Origin of the sequence: Paenibacillus sp. FSL K6-3182, assembly GCF_037976325.1 — a bacterium.
Taxonomy (GTDB): domain Bacteria; phylum Bacillota; class Bacilli; order Paenibacillales; family Paenibacillaceae; genus Pristimantibacillus.
This window is the reverse complement of sequence record NZ_CP150265.1, coordinates 5879499-5898967: the sequence shown is the minus strand read 5'-3', so window position 1 is coordinate 5898967 and position 19469 is coordinate 5879499. Positions and strand designations below refer to the sequence as shown.

Here is a 19469-nt window from a genome sequence, read left to right as displayed (position 1 = left end):
CCATTATAAAAGAGGAGCGGATGAGAGATGAAGATTGGGCAATTCGAGCTGGAGCAGCGCATGGAGGAATATGTTGTTGATAACGGAGTCATTCAGGCAACCGTACATTTGACGGATGGGCATGTATCGCTGAAGTGGAGCAGCGGCGCGGCGCTGGTTGGCCTTTATGCCGAAGCACGTTATGGTTTGGAGCAGCTTCGCTCTACTTTTTACAGCAAGCATGTTGTAAACGAAACGTCTACCCACGCCATTGAGGATGGATTTGGCAAAGGGCTGCACTGGAGCTTTGAGCATGAAGAGCTTGGCAAGCCATTCATGCGTCAGCATTTCCGTATGTACGAGCAGCTGCCTTATTTGTTGATGGAGCTTGAAGTGGAAAGCGAGCTCGAATGGGAAACGAATGAAATCACGCCGCTAGCCGCATATTTAAATGATGGAAGTATTGCACAATTTGGAGCAGATGCAGGTGCCAGCGAGGAAATCAGGGCGTTATTCGTTCCATTCGATAATGACAAATGGGTTCGTTTTGCCTCACATGCTATTCCTTGCAGCGTACACAGCTATGAGACAACCGCCATTTATCGTGCGCAAAGCAGAAACGGATTTGTTATTGGATCAGTCACACATGATACTTGGAAAACAGGCGTTATTGTGGAAGGGACGTTCCCTGAGGATCTGGGCAGGCTGCGCGTTTATGGCGGAGCCGCTGATATGCAGACAAGAGATACAATTGCACACGGAACAATTCGCGGTAAAAGCATTGTTTCTCCGACGATTTTTGTCGGTGCGTTCTCGGATTACCGCGATGGGCTTGAAGTGTATGGCAAGGCGAATGCCGTATTGACACCAGCACTTCGTTGGGAAGGCGGCGTACCGATGGGCTGGAACAGCTGGTCAGCCGTCATGGGCAAGCTTGATTATGATGTGTATACGTATACATCTGATTTTTTCTCCAAACATTTGCAGCAAAACAGCTTTGCTGACGATCAGGGAAGCCTTTACGTCAACTTCGACTCCTTCTGGGACAATTTATCGGAAGAGCAGCTAAAGGACGCACTAAGACGGGTAAAGGCGAACGGTCAAAAGCCGGGCACTTATTATACGCCATTCGCTTTCTGGGGCAACGATCCGGATACGCCCGTAGAAGGAACAGATGGGACAGTGCTTTACCGTGAGATTCTGATCAAGGATGCAGCCGGACAGCCGCTGCCGAAGCTGGATGGCGCTTTTGCGATAGATCCATCGCATCCAGTCGCGCTGGAGCGAATTAGAAAAAGGCTGGAGAGCTTTGTAGAGCAGGGCTTTGATTATGTTAAGCTGGATTTTCTGACGCATGGCGCAATGGAAGGCGTTTTCTATGACCCCAATATAAGAACAGGAATACAGGCGTACAACAAAGGTATGGCTTGTGTACGTGAGACACTGAATCCTGAGAAAATTGGCAGACCGTTCTTAATTAATCTGTCTATTGCTCCGTTATTTCCGCATGGCTATGCACACAGCCGCCGTGTATCCTGTGATGCATTCGGAACGATCGATGATACCGAATATATGCTTAACGCGTTAACGTATGGCTGGTGGATTAACGATAGCTTGTATCGTTTCAACGACCCCGATCATGTTGTCCTCTATAAAAGCGACAACCAGCGTGCGATTAGCGAGCATGAAGGGAGAAGCCGTTTGAACAGTGCAGTGATTGCGGGTACCTCGCTACTGCTCGGCGATGATTACCGAATGGAGGAGGCAGCGCGGCGAGCCAAAGAATGGATGACAAATCCAGAAATCATGGCGTTAGCTAAGCGAGGTGTAACCTTCCGTCCCGTTGAGTGCAGCAGTGGGAACAAAAGTGAAAATCTGTTCATGCTGCGTGCTGTGGAAGGGACTTACGTCGCTGCTTTTAATTTCGAAGTAGAGAAGGAAAGCTTGTTGCACGCATCATTTGAAAGAATGGGCATAGATTCCTCTAAGGGGATAGTCGTTCGGGATTTGTGGAGTGGACAGGAGGGGCAAGCCGTGACAGCGGGCGATGGACATCGCATTGAGCTGGCACCATCGGAGTCTAAGCTGCTGCTCTATGTACAGGCGCAATAGCGACTAAAATGGATTAATAGCAAGTAAAATGCAGGAAATGAGCTATTTAATACGAAAGCTAAGAAAAATATGACAAAATCGGTTACTTTTTCATCGTTTTCGCGTATTATCCCCTATAGCCATATAAAAGATGCTTGGAAGGGGAGATTTCTTTGAGCTTTACAGATCAAAATCAGAACCTAGGCGAGAATCACAGCATGAGCGGTCGAAGGCCGCCAGAGCTAAAGCCAAGTACGGTTAAAAAAATCGTATTCGGTATCGTCGCCGCAGTTATTGTCATTTATTTAGGAACAACCTCCTTTTACACAGTACAGGAGCAGGAACGGGCAGCCATTTTAACCTTTGGCAAGTATTCGAATGAAACTTCAGCAGGTTTGCATTTTAAATGGCCTTATCCGATTCAAGATGTCAAAATTGTAAAAGCGGAGCTGACACAGCGGATTCATATCGGTTATCGACAAGTGGGCTCAGAAGCCATTCCAAATGATGAAGAAGCGATGATGATCACGGGTGATGAAAACATTGTTTCCGCGGATGCAGTTGTACAATGGAAGATAAGCAACATTCATGATTACTTATACAATATTTCCGATGCGGAGCAGTTTCTGCGAAATGCAGCAAGCTCCTCGATTCGTGCAGTAATCGGCTCGGAGAAGCTTGATTACGCCATTACTGACGGTAAGACAGTGATCCAAGACAAGGTTCGGGAGAAGCTGATTGAGCTGCAGTCCAAGTACAAAACCGGCATACAAATCATTGATATCAAGTTCCAGGATATCGAGCCGCCAAGCGGTCAAGTGGCTGAGGCCTTCCGTGAGGTAACGAATGCACGCGAGGAGAAAAATACCAAAATTAATAACGCTGCGAAGTATGAGAATGACCGTATTCCGAAAGCGCGCGGCGAGGCGCAAGCGCTTCTTGAAAATGCCGAAGGACAGAAGAAATCTCGGATTCTGAATGCCGAGGGTGACGTTGCCAAGTTTAATGCAATATTCGGCGAGTACAAAAAAAATCCGAATGTTACCCAAAGTCGTTTGGTGCTGGAGACGCTTGAAAAAATATTGCCGAACGCGAAAATCTTTATTACGAATTCGAACAGCGATACCGTAAATTATTTGCCACTAAATGAATTGCTGCGCAGCGGTAGCGGCAGCACGACGACTCCGCCGGCAACAACGCCGCCGCCAGTCACAGAAGCTCCGCAAGGAGGTGACGCACAATGAAAAGAAACCAATGGTTAACAATTATAGTTGTACTGATTGTTGTCATATTGGGCTCAGGCTCGATGTATATCGTGAAGGAAGGCGAATATAAGGTTGTGCTTCGATTTGGTGAAGCGATGAGAGCTGTGCCAGAGCCGGGCCTTAAATTTAAGCTTCCGTTTATTGAGAACGTATCGACGCTGCCGAAATATCAAATGACATATGAAAGCACGCCGACGACGATTCTAACGAAGGATCAGAAGCCTATCGTAGTAGACAACTATACGGTATGGCGCATTACAAATGCATCACAGTTTTTAAGAACGGTGCAGTCGGTCAGCGGCGGTATACAGCGGATCGATGAGGCCGTGTACAACTCTGTTCGCCGTAAGCTCTCAGAGGTCAACTACGATAATATCATTAGTGAGAACACAGCGCGCGGCAATATAAACGATGAGATTACGAAGGATGTTGTGTCTGCGTTGACTCGTGATAATTATGGTATTGAAGTTATCGATGTTCGCATTAAACGTACCGATTTGCCGGAAGAAAACAAGCAAAGCGTTTACAACCGGATGATTTCAGATCGTCAATCGATCGCAGCACGCTACTTGTCCGAAGGTGATGAGGAGTCGCGAAAGATTACTTCCAAAGCGGATCGTACAGCTACGGAACTATTAGCGCAAGCGCAGGCTGATGCCAAAAAAATCGTCGCTGAAGGCGAGCGTGAAGCAGCCGTGATTTATAATAAAGCATACGGCAGCGACCCGCAGTTCTACAATTTCTATCGGACGTTGGAGAGCTATGCAACGACGTTGAAAAACGAGCCAGTTATTATGATGCCTATCGATTCACCTTATGCAAAAATACTATTAGGTCAATAGCAGTTATCCCCCTTCGTTGAAGCGAGGGGGGATTTTTTTGTTGGAAGATGCCGAATTGGCTATGAAACCTGCTTAAATATTGCATTTGTGTTGCTACTAAAAAGATTCATTTGCTTTAAAGTTATAGATGCACCTTCAGTAGAGCGATTAATTCTTTTAGAAAATGACAGCGCCTTATTTAGGCTGTACATGACACAAGGATCAATAACTGGAATGAAGGGGCGAAGATTTTGAGTAGAGTAAGATCGGGAAGATCGGAAGCGAAGGTTAATATTCCGGTCAGCTCATCCTCGTGGACAAAAATTAGCATGCATGTCGTTATTGAAAACAATCAGGTAACGATCGGTTTCTACGCAGATCGAGCGGCAGACAAATGGCTCGGCATCGATCTGATTACACTTGTTAAAGAGGAGTTAGTTGAGCTGCAGCCTGTTGGAGTAGCGATTGGCAATTGGAGCTTACAAACGGAAGGGCCAACACTGGAGATCGGCTCTTGCCTCTGAGCGAGATTATAAGGTAACAAGCTCACAGACGATTTCTGGACTAGAGAACGGTTATTACACGTTAACAGTATGGTCGCAAAAAAAGCGGCGGTCAGCATGCCAATTATATTTTTGGCCCGTTATATGGGTTCCTCAGAGGCAAGGGCGACGACGTCTCAGAGCTTACTTATGTTGAATCGCAAGGCACGGCGACGGGAGTTATTATCGCCCAGCAGGCATTATGGATCAATCGGACATATTGAAGCTTGCGAAGCGCACTAGAACTGCAGGTCTGCAAATTCAATTGTCCTTCCACTATAGCGATTACTGGACGAATGGCGCTAAGCTTTGGATGATACAAAAGTATATTTATACCTTGTACATAGAGAAGGAACATCAGATATTCCTGATATAAAGCAACGAAAATGTGATGAAGAAATAATGAGAATCTTATTTGATTTGTAACATTCTGTTACATCGATATATACTTGGTTATGCAAGGACCGTTGTCTTTACGGTCTATTTTTTTCACTTCATAGAACCTGTATTCTGTGAAGTAAAGTTATTTGAAATTTGCTTCACGCATGGCGCTCATTTTCGCCCATAGTAGTTTGCTTTGGCAGCTTTTGATCATCTGCTGGATCAATGAATAATACAAAAAAAAGAGCCACTCAATATTAAAGTGACTCAGTTAATCTTATTCACTAAAAGTAAGCTTTAATGCTTCCCATCGACCATTTTTTGAGAAATTATTTATCAGTATGATTTCGATTCGAAGTAATCATCGTAGCTTTCCTTGCCTTTCGTTAATTTGTGCTTACCTCGACAGGATCTGAATTTAATCTCGAACCCACTGCTTTAATGATAAAATCGTATTTCGTAGTCGAATTCACGTTGTTTACAGTAAAACTGTACTGCGTTCTACCTGCTATTACCGGGATATACTCACTCCAGTGTTTGGACGCCTTGTCATTTTTTTCATAGATTCTAAAACCTCTAACAGGTTCTGTACTTCCTACAGGAGGGCTCCATGAAATAACGGCGTTAGTATCATTTCGTACAACACTAGCATTCGTAACGACCGTTGGCTTAACATCTGTTCTTCTAATCCCATAATTATCATATGCCTTTACGCCATTATTGCCCGATCCTTCATCTGCTACTGCAGCTGTATAAGCTGTAAATTTAAGCACTTGATCGGATACATAAACATCGGTGAACATTTTTTTGTTAGGTTGTAAATTTTTGGCTGCGAAATAATCATTATAACCTGGATACTTCGTGTAAAATTTATTTCCAAATGCATTCGACATCAGATAGATTGTGCCTTTAGGATTAATTGCATTTCCTTCACTATCTTTTGTAATTTGTGATGGTGGAACAACTAGATCATTATACATTTGGAAAGATCTCATATACATATGATCGTGAGCTTCAAACACCATATCAATTCCCATCTCATCAAAGGCAGGTACAAGATGTTTCTTGTAAAATTGAACCCTTTCGTCTTCATATTGTCCAGAATTATCTCCTGCTCCATAAGGACCTTTGTGGAATGTAACGAATTTCCACTTCTTATCACTTTTTGCAACGACATTTTTCATCCATTTCACTTGATCCAAATATTGTTGATCTACCCACTTCACTGTTCCGTTACTGTTAAGTCCTCCTTCATATTGTGAATTAAATATGATATATAGTGCATCTCCATATTCAAAAGAGTAAACAGAACCATCGTCAGTACCAGTAATAACCTGTTTAGGTAAGTTAAAATGATTATAGAAGTTATTGTTTGGTGTGGTCTCATCTCCAGTATAATCCTCGACTTCATGGCCTCCGAGCACTGGAACTATTGGCACAGTTGTAAGTTCATTCTGTGCTAGACCGAGCATCCATTGCCATTGCTCCTCCAAATCCCCATTGTCTACCAAATCACCTGCGTTAATAATAAATTTAGGATCGCCTATTTGTAATTTCGCTTTCTTGAAAGTATCTGCCCATGGTTCAAAACCGGATCGACTAGAGGCTTGAGAATCTGAGCCTGCTATGAAATGATAGGGTTGATTTGCTAAAGTATCAGTTGTGAATGAGCCGATCTGACTCCAGCTGTTCGAAGATCCATTACCTACACGATATTTGTAAGCAGTTCCTGGGGTTAAGTTGTTTGCGATAGCTTTATGAGCGTAATAATTTGTTTTCTTCTTTGTAGTTCTGTCTGCTTTGATCACATAAGTTTCAATTTTCTCCGAGTTTCCTTGATAAGTAGTTGCACCAACCTCTGGGAACACACCGCCCTGTACTGCAGAAGCTGGCATCACTTGAACGACCGTGTCCGTCATTACATCCGTATACCAGGCAAGTGCAACACTTGTTTTCGGATCTCCATTAAATGTCATATTGATTAACTTCGGAATAACTGGTGTAGTAGTCGAACTCTGAACGGTAAAACTCCAAGATACATCTCGAATCAGAGGTAAATTATCTTGTCCTTTGATAAGTTCTTTAGGTACTGATACTGTATATGTCTTACCACTTGCAAAGTTGGGATGATTCATTTTTAGAGTGTTGTTATTTGTGATTTCAAAAGTTACGTTGCTTAATGGGATGCTGCTACTGTCTTTAATTATTGCCGAGTACCCTTGAACAAGGCTAATTGGTTTATTGAATTTTACAGTAACTGGACTACCAATTGGGACATTTACTGCACCGTTTACAGGTTGGACAACTTCATCTATGGTTGGAGTCCCTGGATTAGTTCCTGAGATTAGACTCCCCTTTACGCGAATATCTTTAATTCTGCTGGAACCAAAGCTGCCTATAGAACCCACTTCACCTTTGGTATTTACATTTGAACTTACTAACCAACGAATGTACAACATATTCTGATTTGCTGCATTTGGAATCGGAACGTTTAATAGTTTGCATGTATTACCGCCACAATCAAAACTTGAGATTACCATCTTTAGATTTGCATTTGGTACATCCTGCCATGTCTGATTGTTTGTACTCGTCTGGACTTTGAAATCGCGTGGTCCCGTTCCTGAAGAGTTTTGTATGGATGATAAAGTGATGTTCTCATAACCCAATGTAGAAACGGCTGCAAGCCAATATTTACTTCCACTGCCGTTCCAGCCTTGATAGCTGACCGCTTTATTGACACTATCGTAAGCTTCAAATACGCCACCTACGTTTGTAAATGTGGATGTTGATTTGTTTAGACCACTCGTAGCTGGAAAACTACCGTTGGTCCCTCCGTTTGCAAATATCCATTCTGCTAGAGCAATTGGCTCATTGGTAGCATTATTTCTAATTGAAAAGTTCCACGTAATGTTGGATGTAAGGGCTACACCATCAACGCCTTTCACAAGTTCCTTAGGAACCGTTACGGTATAGGTCATTCCATTCACAAAATTAGGATGATTAATGATCAAAGTATCATTAGTCACAGCTGTCGTTAGGCCATTTAATGCCGTTCCTTGGTTATCGATAATTGTTGGGTTATATCCTGTGTTGAGGCTAATGCCTTTGTTAAATTTAATTGAGACGAGCGCATCTTCTGTTTGACCGCTAGCGTTTTCTACAGGTGTTCTGTTTACATCGTTTGTTGGTGTTTCAGTACCGACATCGATCCGAGTACCTTTAACAATTACACCTTTTAGTAAGCTTGAACCGAAAGCACCAACAGCTGGATTACTTGGGTTCGTGGCTTGAGTAGAAGTAACCAGCCAGCGGATATATAATAAATTCTGATTGCTTGCCTGAAAAGGTGTATCCTGTAGTTTACATGTTGTACAGTTAAAACTGCTCGTTATTAAAGTTAGCCCACCACCTGTTACATCCGTCCATGATTGTTTATCCGTACTCATTTGAACTTTAAAATCACGAGGGCCTGACCCTGATGACGTTTGCTCAGAGGATAAAGTAATGTTCTCATAATCTTTCGTAGATAGCGTAGCTAACCAATATTTCGTGTTTGCACCATTGTTCCAGCCTTGATATTTAATACTATTGTCCGTTGATACAAGTGCCTCGAAGGTAGGACCTCCAATTGCCTGAATGGTAGAGACTTGTTGTTTCACACCAGACGATGCTGGTATTATCCCTTGCGATCCCGCGCTGGTAAAGTTCCACTCCGCAATGACTTCAGGAAGCGATGATATTCCCATCTCAACTGGTTGTTCATATGCGACTGCAGCTCCTATTGCATGGAATGGCATCAAAACAAGAACAAGTAGAACGGATAGGACGTAATGTAATCTCCTTTTCAAAAAAATTTTAATTTTCATCCGTATTACCTCTTTTCCATTTTTATTTGAAAGTCTCATTTGCAATATATCGCAGTATAGAACATACAATCTCTTCCTATTTTCCGTAAAAAGTTAATTTTCTACGTATACTGCTATTTTCTTTGCACAACCTTTTTTGAAATGAGAAAGATGTTATACTATGAACAGTAGATCTAAATGTAATGTTTTCAAAACTTGATTTCCCCTCGAATATTACTCTCAACTGAAAAAGGGAGTGGTTGTCTATGGCAATCAATTTTTATGAATCTCTACCGTTTTACATTAGCCGTGAGAAGAAAACTCACTCCAGCATATCCTCTGCTCATTATCACGATGCCTATGAAATTATCTATTTAATCTCAGGTCAAATTTACTATTATATCGAAAATAGAACCTACCAAATTGTGAGTGGAGTTTTATTGTTTATCAACATGAATGACTTACACAAGCTGGTTAATTTAAATGGTGCTGCCTTCGAAAGAGTAACTTTAGTTTTTAAAAAAGACTTTCTTAGTACCTTTATTATTGAAAACGAAGGATGCAATCTTTTCTCCTATTTTCATTCCCATTCCAATGCAATTAAACTAGGGGGATATGACCAAAGCTTTATTGAAAATCATTTTAATAAAATGATTCAGGAAGATAAGAATAAATTACCTGGTTATGATTATTACCAAAAAATCTTATTGACGGAACTTCTACTGTTTCTCAAACGAAAAGTAGATATGGGTTTAAACGACTACCAGATTGAGTCGAATCGAGCAAATAACAAAATTTATCGGATTTTGGAGTTTATTAATCTTAACTATGATAAGCGTTTATCATTAGTTGATTTGTCTCAAAGCTTTTGTATAAGTTCTTCTCATTTAAGTCGAACGTTTAAGAAAGTTACTGGATTTACATGTATTGAGTACTTAAATAACATTCGCATGAAAGAAGCTCGTTCTCTTCTACAGGAATCCAAATTATCTGTGTTAGACATAGCTACTCGTGTAGGATTTGAAAACTTGACTCATTTTGGACGGATATTTAAATGTACGGTTGGAATCTCACCACTTCAATATCGAAAATTGAGCCGAACCAGTGAGAAAACTTAATCACACAAAAAAACAGCTGTGATTACAGCTGGCGTGGAGTCAAAATTCTATTCTTTAAATTGAGCTGGAACTGAACGGTTACATCATTCTCCGTATCAAGTACGATGGTATGTGGATTTTTCATATTGAAATCATTAAAGGTCACTACCGTTTTACCTTCTAATTTAAGTGATCGCTATATAATGCTTCTGTTTCAAAAGTCACGACTTCGATATTCCTCGTAAAGTAATTGATCCATTCATCGTATAGGTTGCTTTCGTTCCTTCTTTTCATTCCATAGGAAAATTCTCGAAGGATTTGACCGTGAAAGTCGCTTCAGGGTTTGCTGCAACATTCAAATAATCTGATCTTTTGTATGTCCGTCTTGTTGTGAATTTCCGGATTGAATGGCATTAATATCGACTATACCTTGACCGCTCATTTTCGCTTTATCAGCCAAATCAATATTTCAGTTACCTTTGACTGTCGCTCCTTCAAAATTAACGGTAGATCCTTCAGTATTCAGCTTGTATGCATCATGAGCAGGCAATACTTTACCCTCAAAATCAAACAATGTCGTATTCGATACCACATTCAGGTCTTTTCAAAATATGAATGAACTATCTGAGAAGGAACGTAAGCGTCTCGACCAAATGCGTGCGGTTAACTGAACGATAATGGACCATATTCAGCAGATACGAGCTCACCTCAGAGCATGGAGAGCTTACTATTGGCTTCTACGCTGATGCCTATACTGTAAACTGGGCATTAATTGATGCTGTTGCCTTAGGATTCCTAGGTGAAGGAACCGGAGCGATTAGCGGTGAGGTAAAAGGCGAAGGGGCAATAAGCTGGCGAATGCTGTCGTGAGAACCGTAGTTAACGGAGTGAAATATGCGGCAGTGACCAATGCATCAGGTGAATTCACTTTATCAGATATGCCGCAAGGAACAGGTTATGCGATTGAAGCGAGCAAAGCAGGTTATCAATCAAATACAGCAGCTGGGATCGTTGTGACCGATAAACAGACTACATCGGGAGTGACGATAGTTCTGGCAGAAGAGGTTGAGCCAGAGCCAACACCAACGACGCTGGCTACGCCAGTGACGCCACAACCTACGCCAACAACGCAGGTTGTAAAGGTGGATTTGAAGCAGGGAGCGATGAACGATAAAGATCACACGATCACGGTTAACGCGCTGCCGACAGCGGGAGCTACTGGTATTGTAGCCAATATTGAAGCAAACAGATTGCCGATCTAGCCAAAGAGGACCTGCAATCCATTATCTTCAATACGGGTATTACAACGATTTCGCTAGCACCTAATCTATTTAAGGAGTATATAAGCCCAGCATAAACACGACGCTGTTTGATTTTGAAGGAAACGCGCTGCCCTCCATGTTTGCGTACAAATATAACAATTAACGTAAACGAAAGAACTGGGATGTCGGAGTAAAAACCGATAATCCGGTTCTTTTTTTGAAAGAATAGAAATGTTGTGCAATAAAGTGGTTGTAAAAACATAACATACATTTCGATTTTACGGGTTGAATTGAATGGAATGTCCACGTATGGTGAAGAGGAAGAAAATGATTTTTAAGCAGCAGCCCAAATGACATCCAGCAGAGGTGCAAAGCAATATGCCTAAAATTAATTTATTTACTAAAATCGTCGCTTTAATCATTATTATGCTGGTTCCGATTATGCTGCTCTATTTCTACTCTAATAAGACCAGCACCGACATTCTTGGCGAGGAGCTTAACAAGTCGAACACGAATCAGCTCCTATTCTTTCAGAATCAAGTCAATACAAGCATCGATTCGATGGCCCTTTGGCCTGATTTATTGATACAGGACCCAGATATTTCGTCGCTTCGCGATATTTTTACGGAAATGCCGGAGCTGAGTCTGGGCATGATTACTTTGATCAAACGAATTCAAACGAAGCTGGCCATTCAGCAAAATTCATCGAAGTGGCGAAGCAGCCTTCATATCTATTCACCGATTCTCCATAGAGATATTTCGGATAATGACGTTGTGCTTTATGATGACGCCGATTTGAAAAAAAGATTAAAGCCTGGCTGGCAAGTGAAGGCTGCTGAAAATAATGAATTTGTTTTCTCTCGTTATGCGGTAACACCGTATTCCAGTTACTTGGACCCAAGCAGCTCGAACCTGGTCATTGAGGTGCAGTTCGACAGCTCGAACATTAAAGATATGCTGGACAAGTTCAAGAGCGATGGCCGCCGAGAGCCATTTTATTATTTGGAAGGCGTCGGCGTTATTTATAATCGCTCGGCAGATAAGGAACTGACGAACAACGTGATCCATTTGTTGAAGCAACAGCCGCTTCAGGACTTGGAAAGCCGTACGATTGATTTGGGCGGGGAAAAATATTTGGTCAATATCGTGAAGTCAGAAACGATTGGTTGGCATTTGATTGATTATATTCCGATTTCCGAAATCATTCGGCCTATTCAAAAAACTAATCAATTATTTTATGTATCTTTGGCAGGTTTATTGCTGTTATGCTGCATCGCTGCTTATCTTTTATATGCGCAGGTACAGGTTCCTATTAAGCATCTCATCGTTGGTTTTCAGAAGCTGAAAAATGGTGATTATTCGGTTCGAATGAAGCCGCGCGGCAGGAGCGAGTTTGGTTTTCTTTATACGCGCTTCAACTTAATGGTCGCTCAAATTCAAGAGCTGTTTGAAACGGTATATTTGGAAAAAATTCATGTGCGGGAAGCACGTTTAAAACAGCTGCAATCACAAATTAATCCGCATTTCTTCTATAATTGCTTCTCGTTCATCTCGAGTATGGCCAAGCTTGAAAAGAATGAAGCAGTCGTTGCCATGTCGCATCATTTGTCCAACTATTACCGTTATACGACAAGGCAGGAACGCGATCTTGTTGCGATGTCAGAGGAAATTAATTTTGTGACCAGCTATTTGGAAATTCAAAAAATGCGCATGCCGCGACTGCAGTATTCGATCAGCTTGCCTGCGGATATGCGCCATCTTGAAATACCGCCGCTGATGCTGCAGCCGCTCGTTGAGAATGCAGTTATTCATGGTATTGAGGCATGGACGGATGCATCTATTATTCAAATAACGGGAGAGTGGCATGAAGAAGGAGCACGGCTTGTCGTAGAGGATGACGGCAAGGGGATGAGCATGGAGGATATTCTTATTCTTCAGCACAAAATGCAAAATCAAATGGATGAGCAAATGGGCTGCGGGCTATGGAATGTTCATCAGCGCATGCACTTAAGATTTCGCGGATCAGCAGGGGTCAGCTTCTCATCCTCAAATCTTGGAGGTCTAAAAGTCACGATTACTTGGTCACCAAGCTAGATAAAAAAAAGGGGTTTTCAAATGATTGAAATTTTATTGATTGATGATGAGTCGTATGTTACAGGAAGCTTGGAGAAGACCATTCCCTGGCTCTCGATTGGCGTGAAAAGCGTGTATCAAGCGACATCTGCCTTTGAAGCGTTGGAGCTTCTTGAAGAAAACTCGATAGATATTGTCGTAACCGATATTGCGATGCCGGAAATGAACGGGCTTGAGCTTGTTCAAGAGATCAGCCAGCGCTGGCCTAACATCAAATGCATTTTGCTTACAGGGCATTCTGATTTTCAATACGCCAAAAAGGCCGTTCAGCTTCAAGCATTTGATTATATATTAAAGCCGGTAAATGACGATGAATTTGTGAAAACGATATCGGGAGCAATCGAAGCGTTAAAGGATGAATGGGAGCAGGCAGAGAAATATCAGCAGCTGCTGTATGATCGCAAATCTGATTTCAAGGTGCTGCGCGCCAATTTTATGGTCGACTTGGTATTAGGCAGACAGCTTTCGCCAAAGACGATTAAAGAGAAGCTGACGCAATACGAAATTTCTCTTGAGATAGAACGTCCAACCGTCATGATGCTCGTCCAACTGGGCAAACAATTTTCACATCTGGATTATAGCTCTTCCTCACTTATGGAGTTTGCCGTAGGGAATATAGCGGAGGAGTCGTTTGCTCAGCATTTCCATGTATGGCATTGCAAAGCGCCACATGAATATTTGCTTATTATGGCGCAGCCTAAAACGGAAGCAGGCGAGAAGTCAGAATATAGTGTGGAAAGCCGCAATTTACGTAAAACGATACTTGCCGAAGCAACCAAGAAGCTTCGTACAAATGTGAGCAACTATCTCAAAGGAGATATCTCCATTGTCGTTACGGATTGGTTCGAGTTTCCAAGTGCGATTACGACTGCGTATCGTTCAGGTCTAGGGGCGATGTTCATGATTGCAAATGAAGAACAGCACTCTATTCATTATTTGGAGGATCGCTCGGGCAAGGACAACACTTTTGTTAAATCGATGGAAAGCTTATATAAGCCGCCTACGATGATAACCTTGCTGGAGTCGAAGCGCTGGGATGCGGTAGAGCAGAAAATTAAAGATGTTTTTGCCGATTTGAAAAATACAAGATTCTCAAGAGAGCATCTATACGAGGTATACTTAGCGCTTACCAATGCTTTTATGTATATTACGCATAGACAGGGCCAATACGTATCCCAAATCAATGAGCTGGGTATCGATTTTATTTTGGATCAAACGGTTGTACTATCGCCTGATCGGCTGGAAGATTGGTCAATTGGTGTATTGCATAAGCTGCAAAGCGTGCTCTCAGTGAAAGAGGAGAGCTCCAAAAGCTTTATCGTTAAGCAGGTGCAGGAAATTGTTGCGAACAACCTTAGCTTAGATACGACTGTAAAAACGATTGCTGATCGCGTGTTTCTTCATCCGGTCTATCTCTCGAAAGTATTTAAAGCGGAAACGGGAGAAAGCTTAAGTGAATGGATCATCGGAATGAAGATGGAGCGGGCGCTTTATTTGCTGAAAAATACGAACAAAAAAATATATGAAATAACGAGTGAGCTTGGTTATCAGAATCCGCAATATTTTAGCAAAACGTTCAAAAAATATTATGGTATGACACCTCAGGAGTTTCGCGAACAGTAAAGTGGTTGTAAAAGGTGCTGATATGTTCGCTTTGTGTCATAGGCTGAAATTGCCCCTAAGCCTATAATTAAGCATGTAGAACATAATCATGAGGGGGATTACAATGAATATGAAAACAAAGAAACGGTTCACGTTCATGCTTTGTATGCTTCTAATCGTATCAGCCATCATTGGCTGCTCGAACAGCGGCAACAAGGCAGAGCCGTCGAATAAGCCAAGCGATAACACTACCGCGGGCAATGAGGAAAACCCTTACAAAGAGAAATACGATCCGCCGGTTACGATTTCCACTGTATGGGGAGTCGACCCTGCGCTAACCTTCCGTGAGGGAGAAACGATTGAAAACAACGTGGCAACAAAATGGGCGCTCGATACGCTTGGTATTAAAGTAGATTCCCTTTGGTCTGTGACAGATACAAATGGAGCATTTGCAACAAAAATGCGCCTTGCGATGTCTTCAGGGCAAAAAATGCCGGATGTTGCTGTCGTTGGCGACAAGCTGCTGGCACAAGATCTAATTGACTCCGGCATGTTCCAAGACGCAGGCGAGCTGTTCGATAAATATGCCGGCGAGAAATGGAAAGCGGCAATGAATCTTGATACCAGCGTATGGAATGCTTACATGCGTGATGGAAAACGAATCGGTATCCCTTTACTTGATTATGCTTACAACAACGACTATGTGCTCTGGATTCGTCAAGACTGGATGGATAAGCTTAATTTGAAAGCTCCAAAAACGATTGCTGAGCTGGAAACGGTAATGGAAGCTTTTAAAAACAATAATCCACAAGGATTGTCGCCAGAAAAAGTTGTTCCACTAAGCGTTGGCTTTAAAACGTCGATGAACACTTGGATGGGTGATCCATCATGGGTATTTGGCGCATATGGCACACTTCCTGCACAATGGAATGTGGCAGCGGATGGAACTTTGGAATACGGTTCTACGAACGCAGGAATGAAGCAAGGCCTAATTAAGCTTAAAGAATGGCGCGACAAAGGTTATATTCCGAAAGAAGCAGCACTGTGGGATGAGAATAAAACGTCTGAACCAGCTGTAGCTGGAACAGCAGGCATTATCCCTGGACCTTACTGGATGAGCGGCTGGCCGCTGCTGGATACAGCAAAAAATGCTGAAGGCGCAGTATGGAAGCCTTATGCGATTCCAACTGGTGAAGACGGTAAAGCAATGCGTCACGGCACTTCCTTTGTAAATGGCGTTATTCTGATCAATAAAGATATGAAAAATCCAGAAGCTTTCTTCACTTACGAGAACTATCTATTCGACAACCTAGCGGACCCGCAAGAAGGAAGCCCGTTCGAGCTAGGCGCTTTTGAAGGTTATGATTACGCTCTTGATGCTAGCGGCAAACCGCTGTACTTGGATGATGTTCCAGGCGGTGCCATTACGGCTCCACTACGTTATTTCATTGTACGCGATGGTGCGCGTATTCCTGATGCACAGTTTAAAGCATTGCTTAACCTAGCTGACGGTAAAGAAGCAAAAACTTATCGCGAGAAGGAAGTTGTTGCACAGTATGGACCGGAAACGGCACTTGCGGCAACTGTCGTTATGGAGCAAGATGCGATTTCCAAGAAGGATATGTTTGTAGGACCTCCTACCAAAACAATGAAATCACGCATGGACTATTTGAAAAAAATTGAAGCTCAAACGTTTAACGAAATCATTTATGGCGCTAAACCGGCTGAAGCTTTCGATGAATTCGTGAAAAGCTGGAAGTCATCCGGCGGCGACGATATGACGAAAGAAGTTAATGAGTGGTATGCTAGTTTAACGAAATAAGCTTGACGAAATGCGGTCCCTGAGGGGCCGCATTTTTTTGTGTTATGCAGCAAGCTAAATTCACATGTTGGATCGCAAAAGTGGTTGCATTTGTGCCATGAATGTTGGGTTTGTTAGCTACTTCAATTTTTCCGTCGCTGATATAATTTTTATATAAGGAACGCGATGCATACGTGCCGTGAAAGGCTGATTGCGTTCTGCATTTCATCCAGCGGGAGGAACAAAACATGTCTCAGCAGCAAACAATTCAACAAGATGACATTTCGGTATCTGTTGTCAAATCAAAAGGAAAACCGCTGTTTTATTACCTCATAAAGCAATGGCCATTCCATCTTATGGTGCTTCCATCCCTCGTCTTTCTAATCATCTTCGCATACTTGCCAATGGGTGGACTTGTAATGGCTTTTCAGGATTATAAACCATGGCTAGGCCTGACAGGCTCGGAATGGGTTGGACTGGATCAGTTCCGCTATTTGTTCGAGAGGCAAGACAGCTTGCAGGTGATCTGGAACACGCTAATCATCGCTATTTTCAAAATGGTACTGAATCTTTTTGCTCCATTCGTATTCGCTATTCTTTTAAATGAAATTAGAAAACAGCTTGTCAAACGTTTTGTACAGACGTTAGTCTATCTGCCGCATTTTTTATCTTGGGTCATCTTGGGCGGTATTCTTACAGATCTTCTATCGACGGAAGGCGGGCTGGTGAACCGTCTCCTAACAGGAATATTCGGAATTGAGCCGATCTTCTTCCTAGGCGATGGCGACTGGTTCCGCTTCACCGTTATCCTCTCTGATGTGTGGAAAGAGTTTGGTTTTGGTACCGTTGTATTCCTTGCAGCGCTTGCCAACGTAAACCCATCGCTTTATGAGGCGGCAGAGGTGGATGGCGCAAGCCGCTGGAAGCAGACGCTTCATATTACGGTTCCGTCGATGATTCCGATTGCTATTGTAGTCGGTACACTGGCGCTCGGAAACGTGCTGAATGCGGGCTTCGATCAAATTTTCAACCTTTATAATTCCTTGGTTTACGCGAAGGGCGATATTATTGATACGTTTGTATACCGCACAGCTATTTTAAGCGGCGAAATGGGCTTTGGTACGGCAATCGGATTGTTTAAATCGGTGATCAGCTTTGTCTTAGTCGTTATCTCCTATCGCCTTGCTTACAAACTAGCCAATTACAGAATTTTTTAAAAAATATAAGCAAGATCGCGAAACGAGTTAGCCGTCTGAGGACGCGATGGCCGTTTACGCTAGCCAAAGGAGGACCTGCCGAATGTATCATAAATCACCATCCTATCGCGTTTTCAACACGTTTAATACGATCCTATTGATCGTTCTTGCCCTGCTATGTGTGATTCCGCTGCTACATGTGCTTGCCGTTTCGCTAAGTGCAAAGGCGGCAGCGGATGCCAATATCGTCGGTCTATGGCCGGTCGATTTTACGTTGGATGCTTACCGAAAAACGACAAGCAATCCAATCTTTCTAAACTCGATGTGGATCGCCGTTCAGAGGACGGTAATCGGTACGCTGTTGACTTTATTGTTAGCTTTCTTGGCTGCTTATCCGCTATCCAAAGAAAACACCGCATTCCGCGGGAGAAATATTTATGCATGGCTGTTCGTATTCACGATGCTCTTTAATGGGGGACTTGTCCCGTTTTATATGGTCATTCAAAAGATTGGCCTTATGGACAACTTTTGGGTGCTCGTGCTTCCAGGAGCGGTTAATGTCTTCTTAACCATCCTCATGCTCAACTTTTTCCGCGGAGTACCCAAGGAGCTGGAGGAAGCAGCGCTCATTGATGGAGCAGGACATTTCCGTACATTGTTCAGCATCTATCTACCCGTTTCTTTACCGGCCATTGCAACGCTCGCTTTGTTCAGCATGGTCTTTCATTGGAATTCATGGTTTGACGGCTTGCTTTATATCGGAGATCCAAAGCGTTATCCGCTGGCCACATTCCTTCAAACGGTCATCATCCAGCGCGATATGAGCTCGATGAGCATGAACCCAGCTGATTTAGCGCTAATCTCACAAAAAACAGTAAAATCAGCCCAAATCTTCATCGGCGCTCTCCCGATACTTATCGTATATCCATTCCTCCAAAAGTTTTTTGTTAAAGGCTTGGTAATGGGTTCGGTCAAAGAGTAATCGAGTAAACGCAGCACGCACTCACTCATATCCAACGAATAAACAGGGGCTGTTCCAAACGTAGATTTATCTACGCTAGGAACAGCCCCTTCTGTATTTCTGTGTTTTATGGATGAAGTTTAGGCAGAGCGACGCGATTGCCAACTCTAACGAACCGAGCAGTTCTTATTCAAGCGTTTCGTATTAGATTAACAATCTAACGAACCCCAGGATCGTTATTTCGGGAAAAGTAACACATATCACCCCAAATAACATGAGATAACGTCCCTAGGATTCGTTAGAACTTTAGCAAAGTAGTTTTCAGCAAAATAAGCATCATACAGTTCCTTATAGAAGTAATCAGCGAATTATGCACCCAAAGTAAAGCGTGTCCCAAAGGGACGAAAGCGTTCCAACACAAATGGATCAAACGAGCGCATGGTTAGCTTTAACGTTAGTCCAATTGCGGGTGTCCAGAGGGCGCAGCCCTTGG

At 42.7% G+C, this 19469-nt stretch carries 13 protein-coding genes; 12 read left to right on the top strand and 1 reads right to left on the bottom strand.

The genetic code is table 11. From position 1 onward, the window contains the following. The first annotated feature begins 27 nt into the window (after positions 1-27). From MHH56_RS26000 to MHH56_RS25980, 5 genes are all read left to right on the top strand, one after another. The gene (locus MHH56_RS26000) at positions 28-2091 is read left to right on the top strand and encodes an alpha-galactosidase (protein ID WP_339204551.1); all 2064 of its coding nucleotides are present in this window, start codon (positions 28-30) and stop codon (positions 2089-2091) included. Positions 2092-2243: 152 nt separating this feature from the next. Then, complete coding sequence (gene hflK, locus MHH56_RS25995; protein WP_339204550.1) at positions 2244-3314, top strand: FtsH protease activity modulator HflK; 1071 nt, start codon at positions 2244-2246, stop codon at positions 3312-3314. Beyond that, a complete protein-coding gene (locus tag MHH56_RS25990; RefSeq protein ID WP_339204548.1) occupies positions 3311-4177 on the top strand; it encodes a protease modulator HflC in 867 nt (288 codons plus the stop codon). Before hflK ends, MHH56_RS25990 begins: the two co-directional genes overlap by 4 nt. A gap of 230 nt (positions 4178-4407) precedes the next feature. Continuing rightward, positions 4408-4680, top strand: a complete 273-nt coding sequence (locus tag MHH56_RS25985; protein ID WP_339204546.1) for a hypothetical protein — start codon at positions 4408-4410, stop codon at positions 4678-4680. Positions 4681-4900: 220 nt separating this feature from the next. Next, complete coding sequence (locus tag MHH56_RS25980) at positions 4901-5074, top strand: glycosyl hydrolase 53 family protein (RefSeq protein ID WP_339204545.1); 174 nt, start codon at positions 4901-4903, stop codon at positions 5072-5074. A 391-nt stretch (positions 5075-5465) separates the two neighbouring features. On the opposite strand, the gene MHH56_RS25975 is transcribed toward MHH56_RS25980, so the two are convergent. Next, positions 5466-8945: an Ig-like domain-containing protein gene (locus tag MHH56_RS25975; RefSeq protein ID WP_339204544.1), complete on the bottom strand. Its 3480-nt coding sequence runs from the start codon at positions 8943-8945 to the stop codon at positions 5466-5468. A gap of 245 nt (positions 8946-9190) precedes the next feature. Between MHH56_RS25975 and MHH56_RS25970 the strand changes: the two genes are divergently transcribed. The 7 genes from MHH56_RS25970 (at position 9191) to MHH56_RS25940 (ending at position 18997) form a co-directional block, all read left to right on the top strand. Next, complete coding sequence (locus MHH56_RS25970) at positions 9191-10042, top strand: AraC family transcriptional regulator (protein WP_339204543.1); 852 nt, start codon at positions 9191-9193, stop codon at positions 10040-10042. An 830-nt stretch (positions 10043-10872) separates the two neighbouring features. Continuing rightward, on the top strand, positions 10873-11283 hold the full coding sequence (locus MHH56_RS25965) for a carboxypeptidase-like regulatory domain-containing protein (protein ID WP_339209735.1): 411 nt from the start codon (positions 10873-10875) through the stop codon (positions 11281-11283). 378 nt (positions 11284-11661) lie between these two features. Beyond that, the gene (locus MHH56_RS25960; protein WP_076267448.1) at positions 11662-13377 is read left to right on the top strand and encodes a histidine kinase; all 1716 of its coding nucleotides are present in this window, start codon (positions 11662-11664) and stop codon (positions 13375-13377) included. Positions 13378-13398: 21 nt separating this feature from the next. Then, positions 13399-15039 (top strand): response regulator, encoded by a 1641-nt coding sequence (locus tag MHH56_RS25955; protein ID WP_339204541.1) that lies wholly within the window; start codon positions 13399-13401, stop codon positions 15037-15039. 103 nt (positions 15040-15142) lie between these two features. After that, positions 15143-16840: a sugar ABC transporter gene (locus MHH56_RS25950; protein WP_339204539.1), complete on the top strand. Its 1698-nt coding sequence runs from the start codon at positions 15143-15145 to the stop codon at positions 16838-16840. A gap of 335 nt (positions 16841-17175) precedes the next feature. Then, complete coding sequence (locus MHH56_RS25945; RefSeq protein WP_076267739.1) at positions 17176-18036, top strand: ABC transporter permease subunit; 861 nt, start codon at positions 17176-17178, stop codon at positions 18034-18036. 82 nt (positions 18037-18118) lie between these two features. Then, positions 18119-18997 (top strand): carbohydrate ABC transporter permease, encoded by an 879-nt coding sequence (locus tag MHH56_RS25940; RefSeq protein WP_076267451.1) that lies wholly within the window; start codon positions 18119-18121, stop codon positions 18995-18997. Positions 18998-19469 lie beyond the last annotated feature (472 nt).

Excerpts from the sequence above, each read along its gene's own strand:
- MHH56_RS26000 (WP_339204551.1), top strand. The coding sequence starts at position 28 with ATGAAGATTGGGCAATTCGAGCTGGAGCAGCGCATGGAGGAATATGTT.
- MHH56_RS25990 (WP_339204548.1), top strand. The coding sequence starts at position 3,311 with ATGAAAAGAAACCAATGGTTAACAATTATAGTTGTACTGATTGTTGTC.
- MHH56_RS25980 (WP_339204545.1), top strand. The coding sequence starts at position 4,901 with ATGGATCAATCGGACATATTGAAGCTTGCGAAGCGCACTAGAACTGCA.
- MHH56_RS25975 (WP_339204544.1), bottom strand. The coding sequence starts at position 8,945 with ATGAAAATTAAAATTTTTTTGAAAAGGAGATTACATTACGTCCTATCC.
- MHH56_RS25970 (WP_339204543.1), top strand. The coding sequence starts at position 9,191 with ATGGCAATCAATTTTTATGAATCTCTACCGTTTTACATTAGCCGTGAG.
- MHH56_RS25960 (WP_076267448.1), top strand. The coding sequence starts at position 11,662 with ATGCCTAAAATTAATTTATTTACTAAAATCGTCGCTTTAATCATTATT.
- MHH56_RS25955 (WP_339204541.1), top strand. The coding sequence starts at position 13,399 with ATGATTGAAATTTTATTGATTGATGATGAGTCGTATGTTACAGGAAGC.
- MHH56_RS25950 (WP_339204539.1), top strand. The coding sequence starts at position 15,143 with ATGAATATGAAAACAAAGAAACGGTTCACGTTCATGCTTTGTATGCTT.
- MHH56_RS25945 (WP_076267739.1), top strand. The coding sequence starts at position 17,176 with ATGGTGCTTCCATCCCTCGTCTTTCTAATCATCTTCGCATACTTGCCA.
- MHH56_RS25940 (WP_076267451.1), top strand. The coding sequence starts at position 18,119 with ATGTATCATAAATCACCATCCTATCGCGTTTTCAACACGTTTAATACG.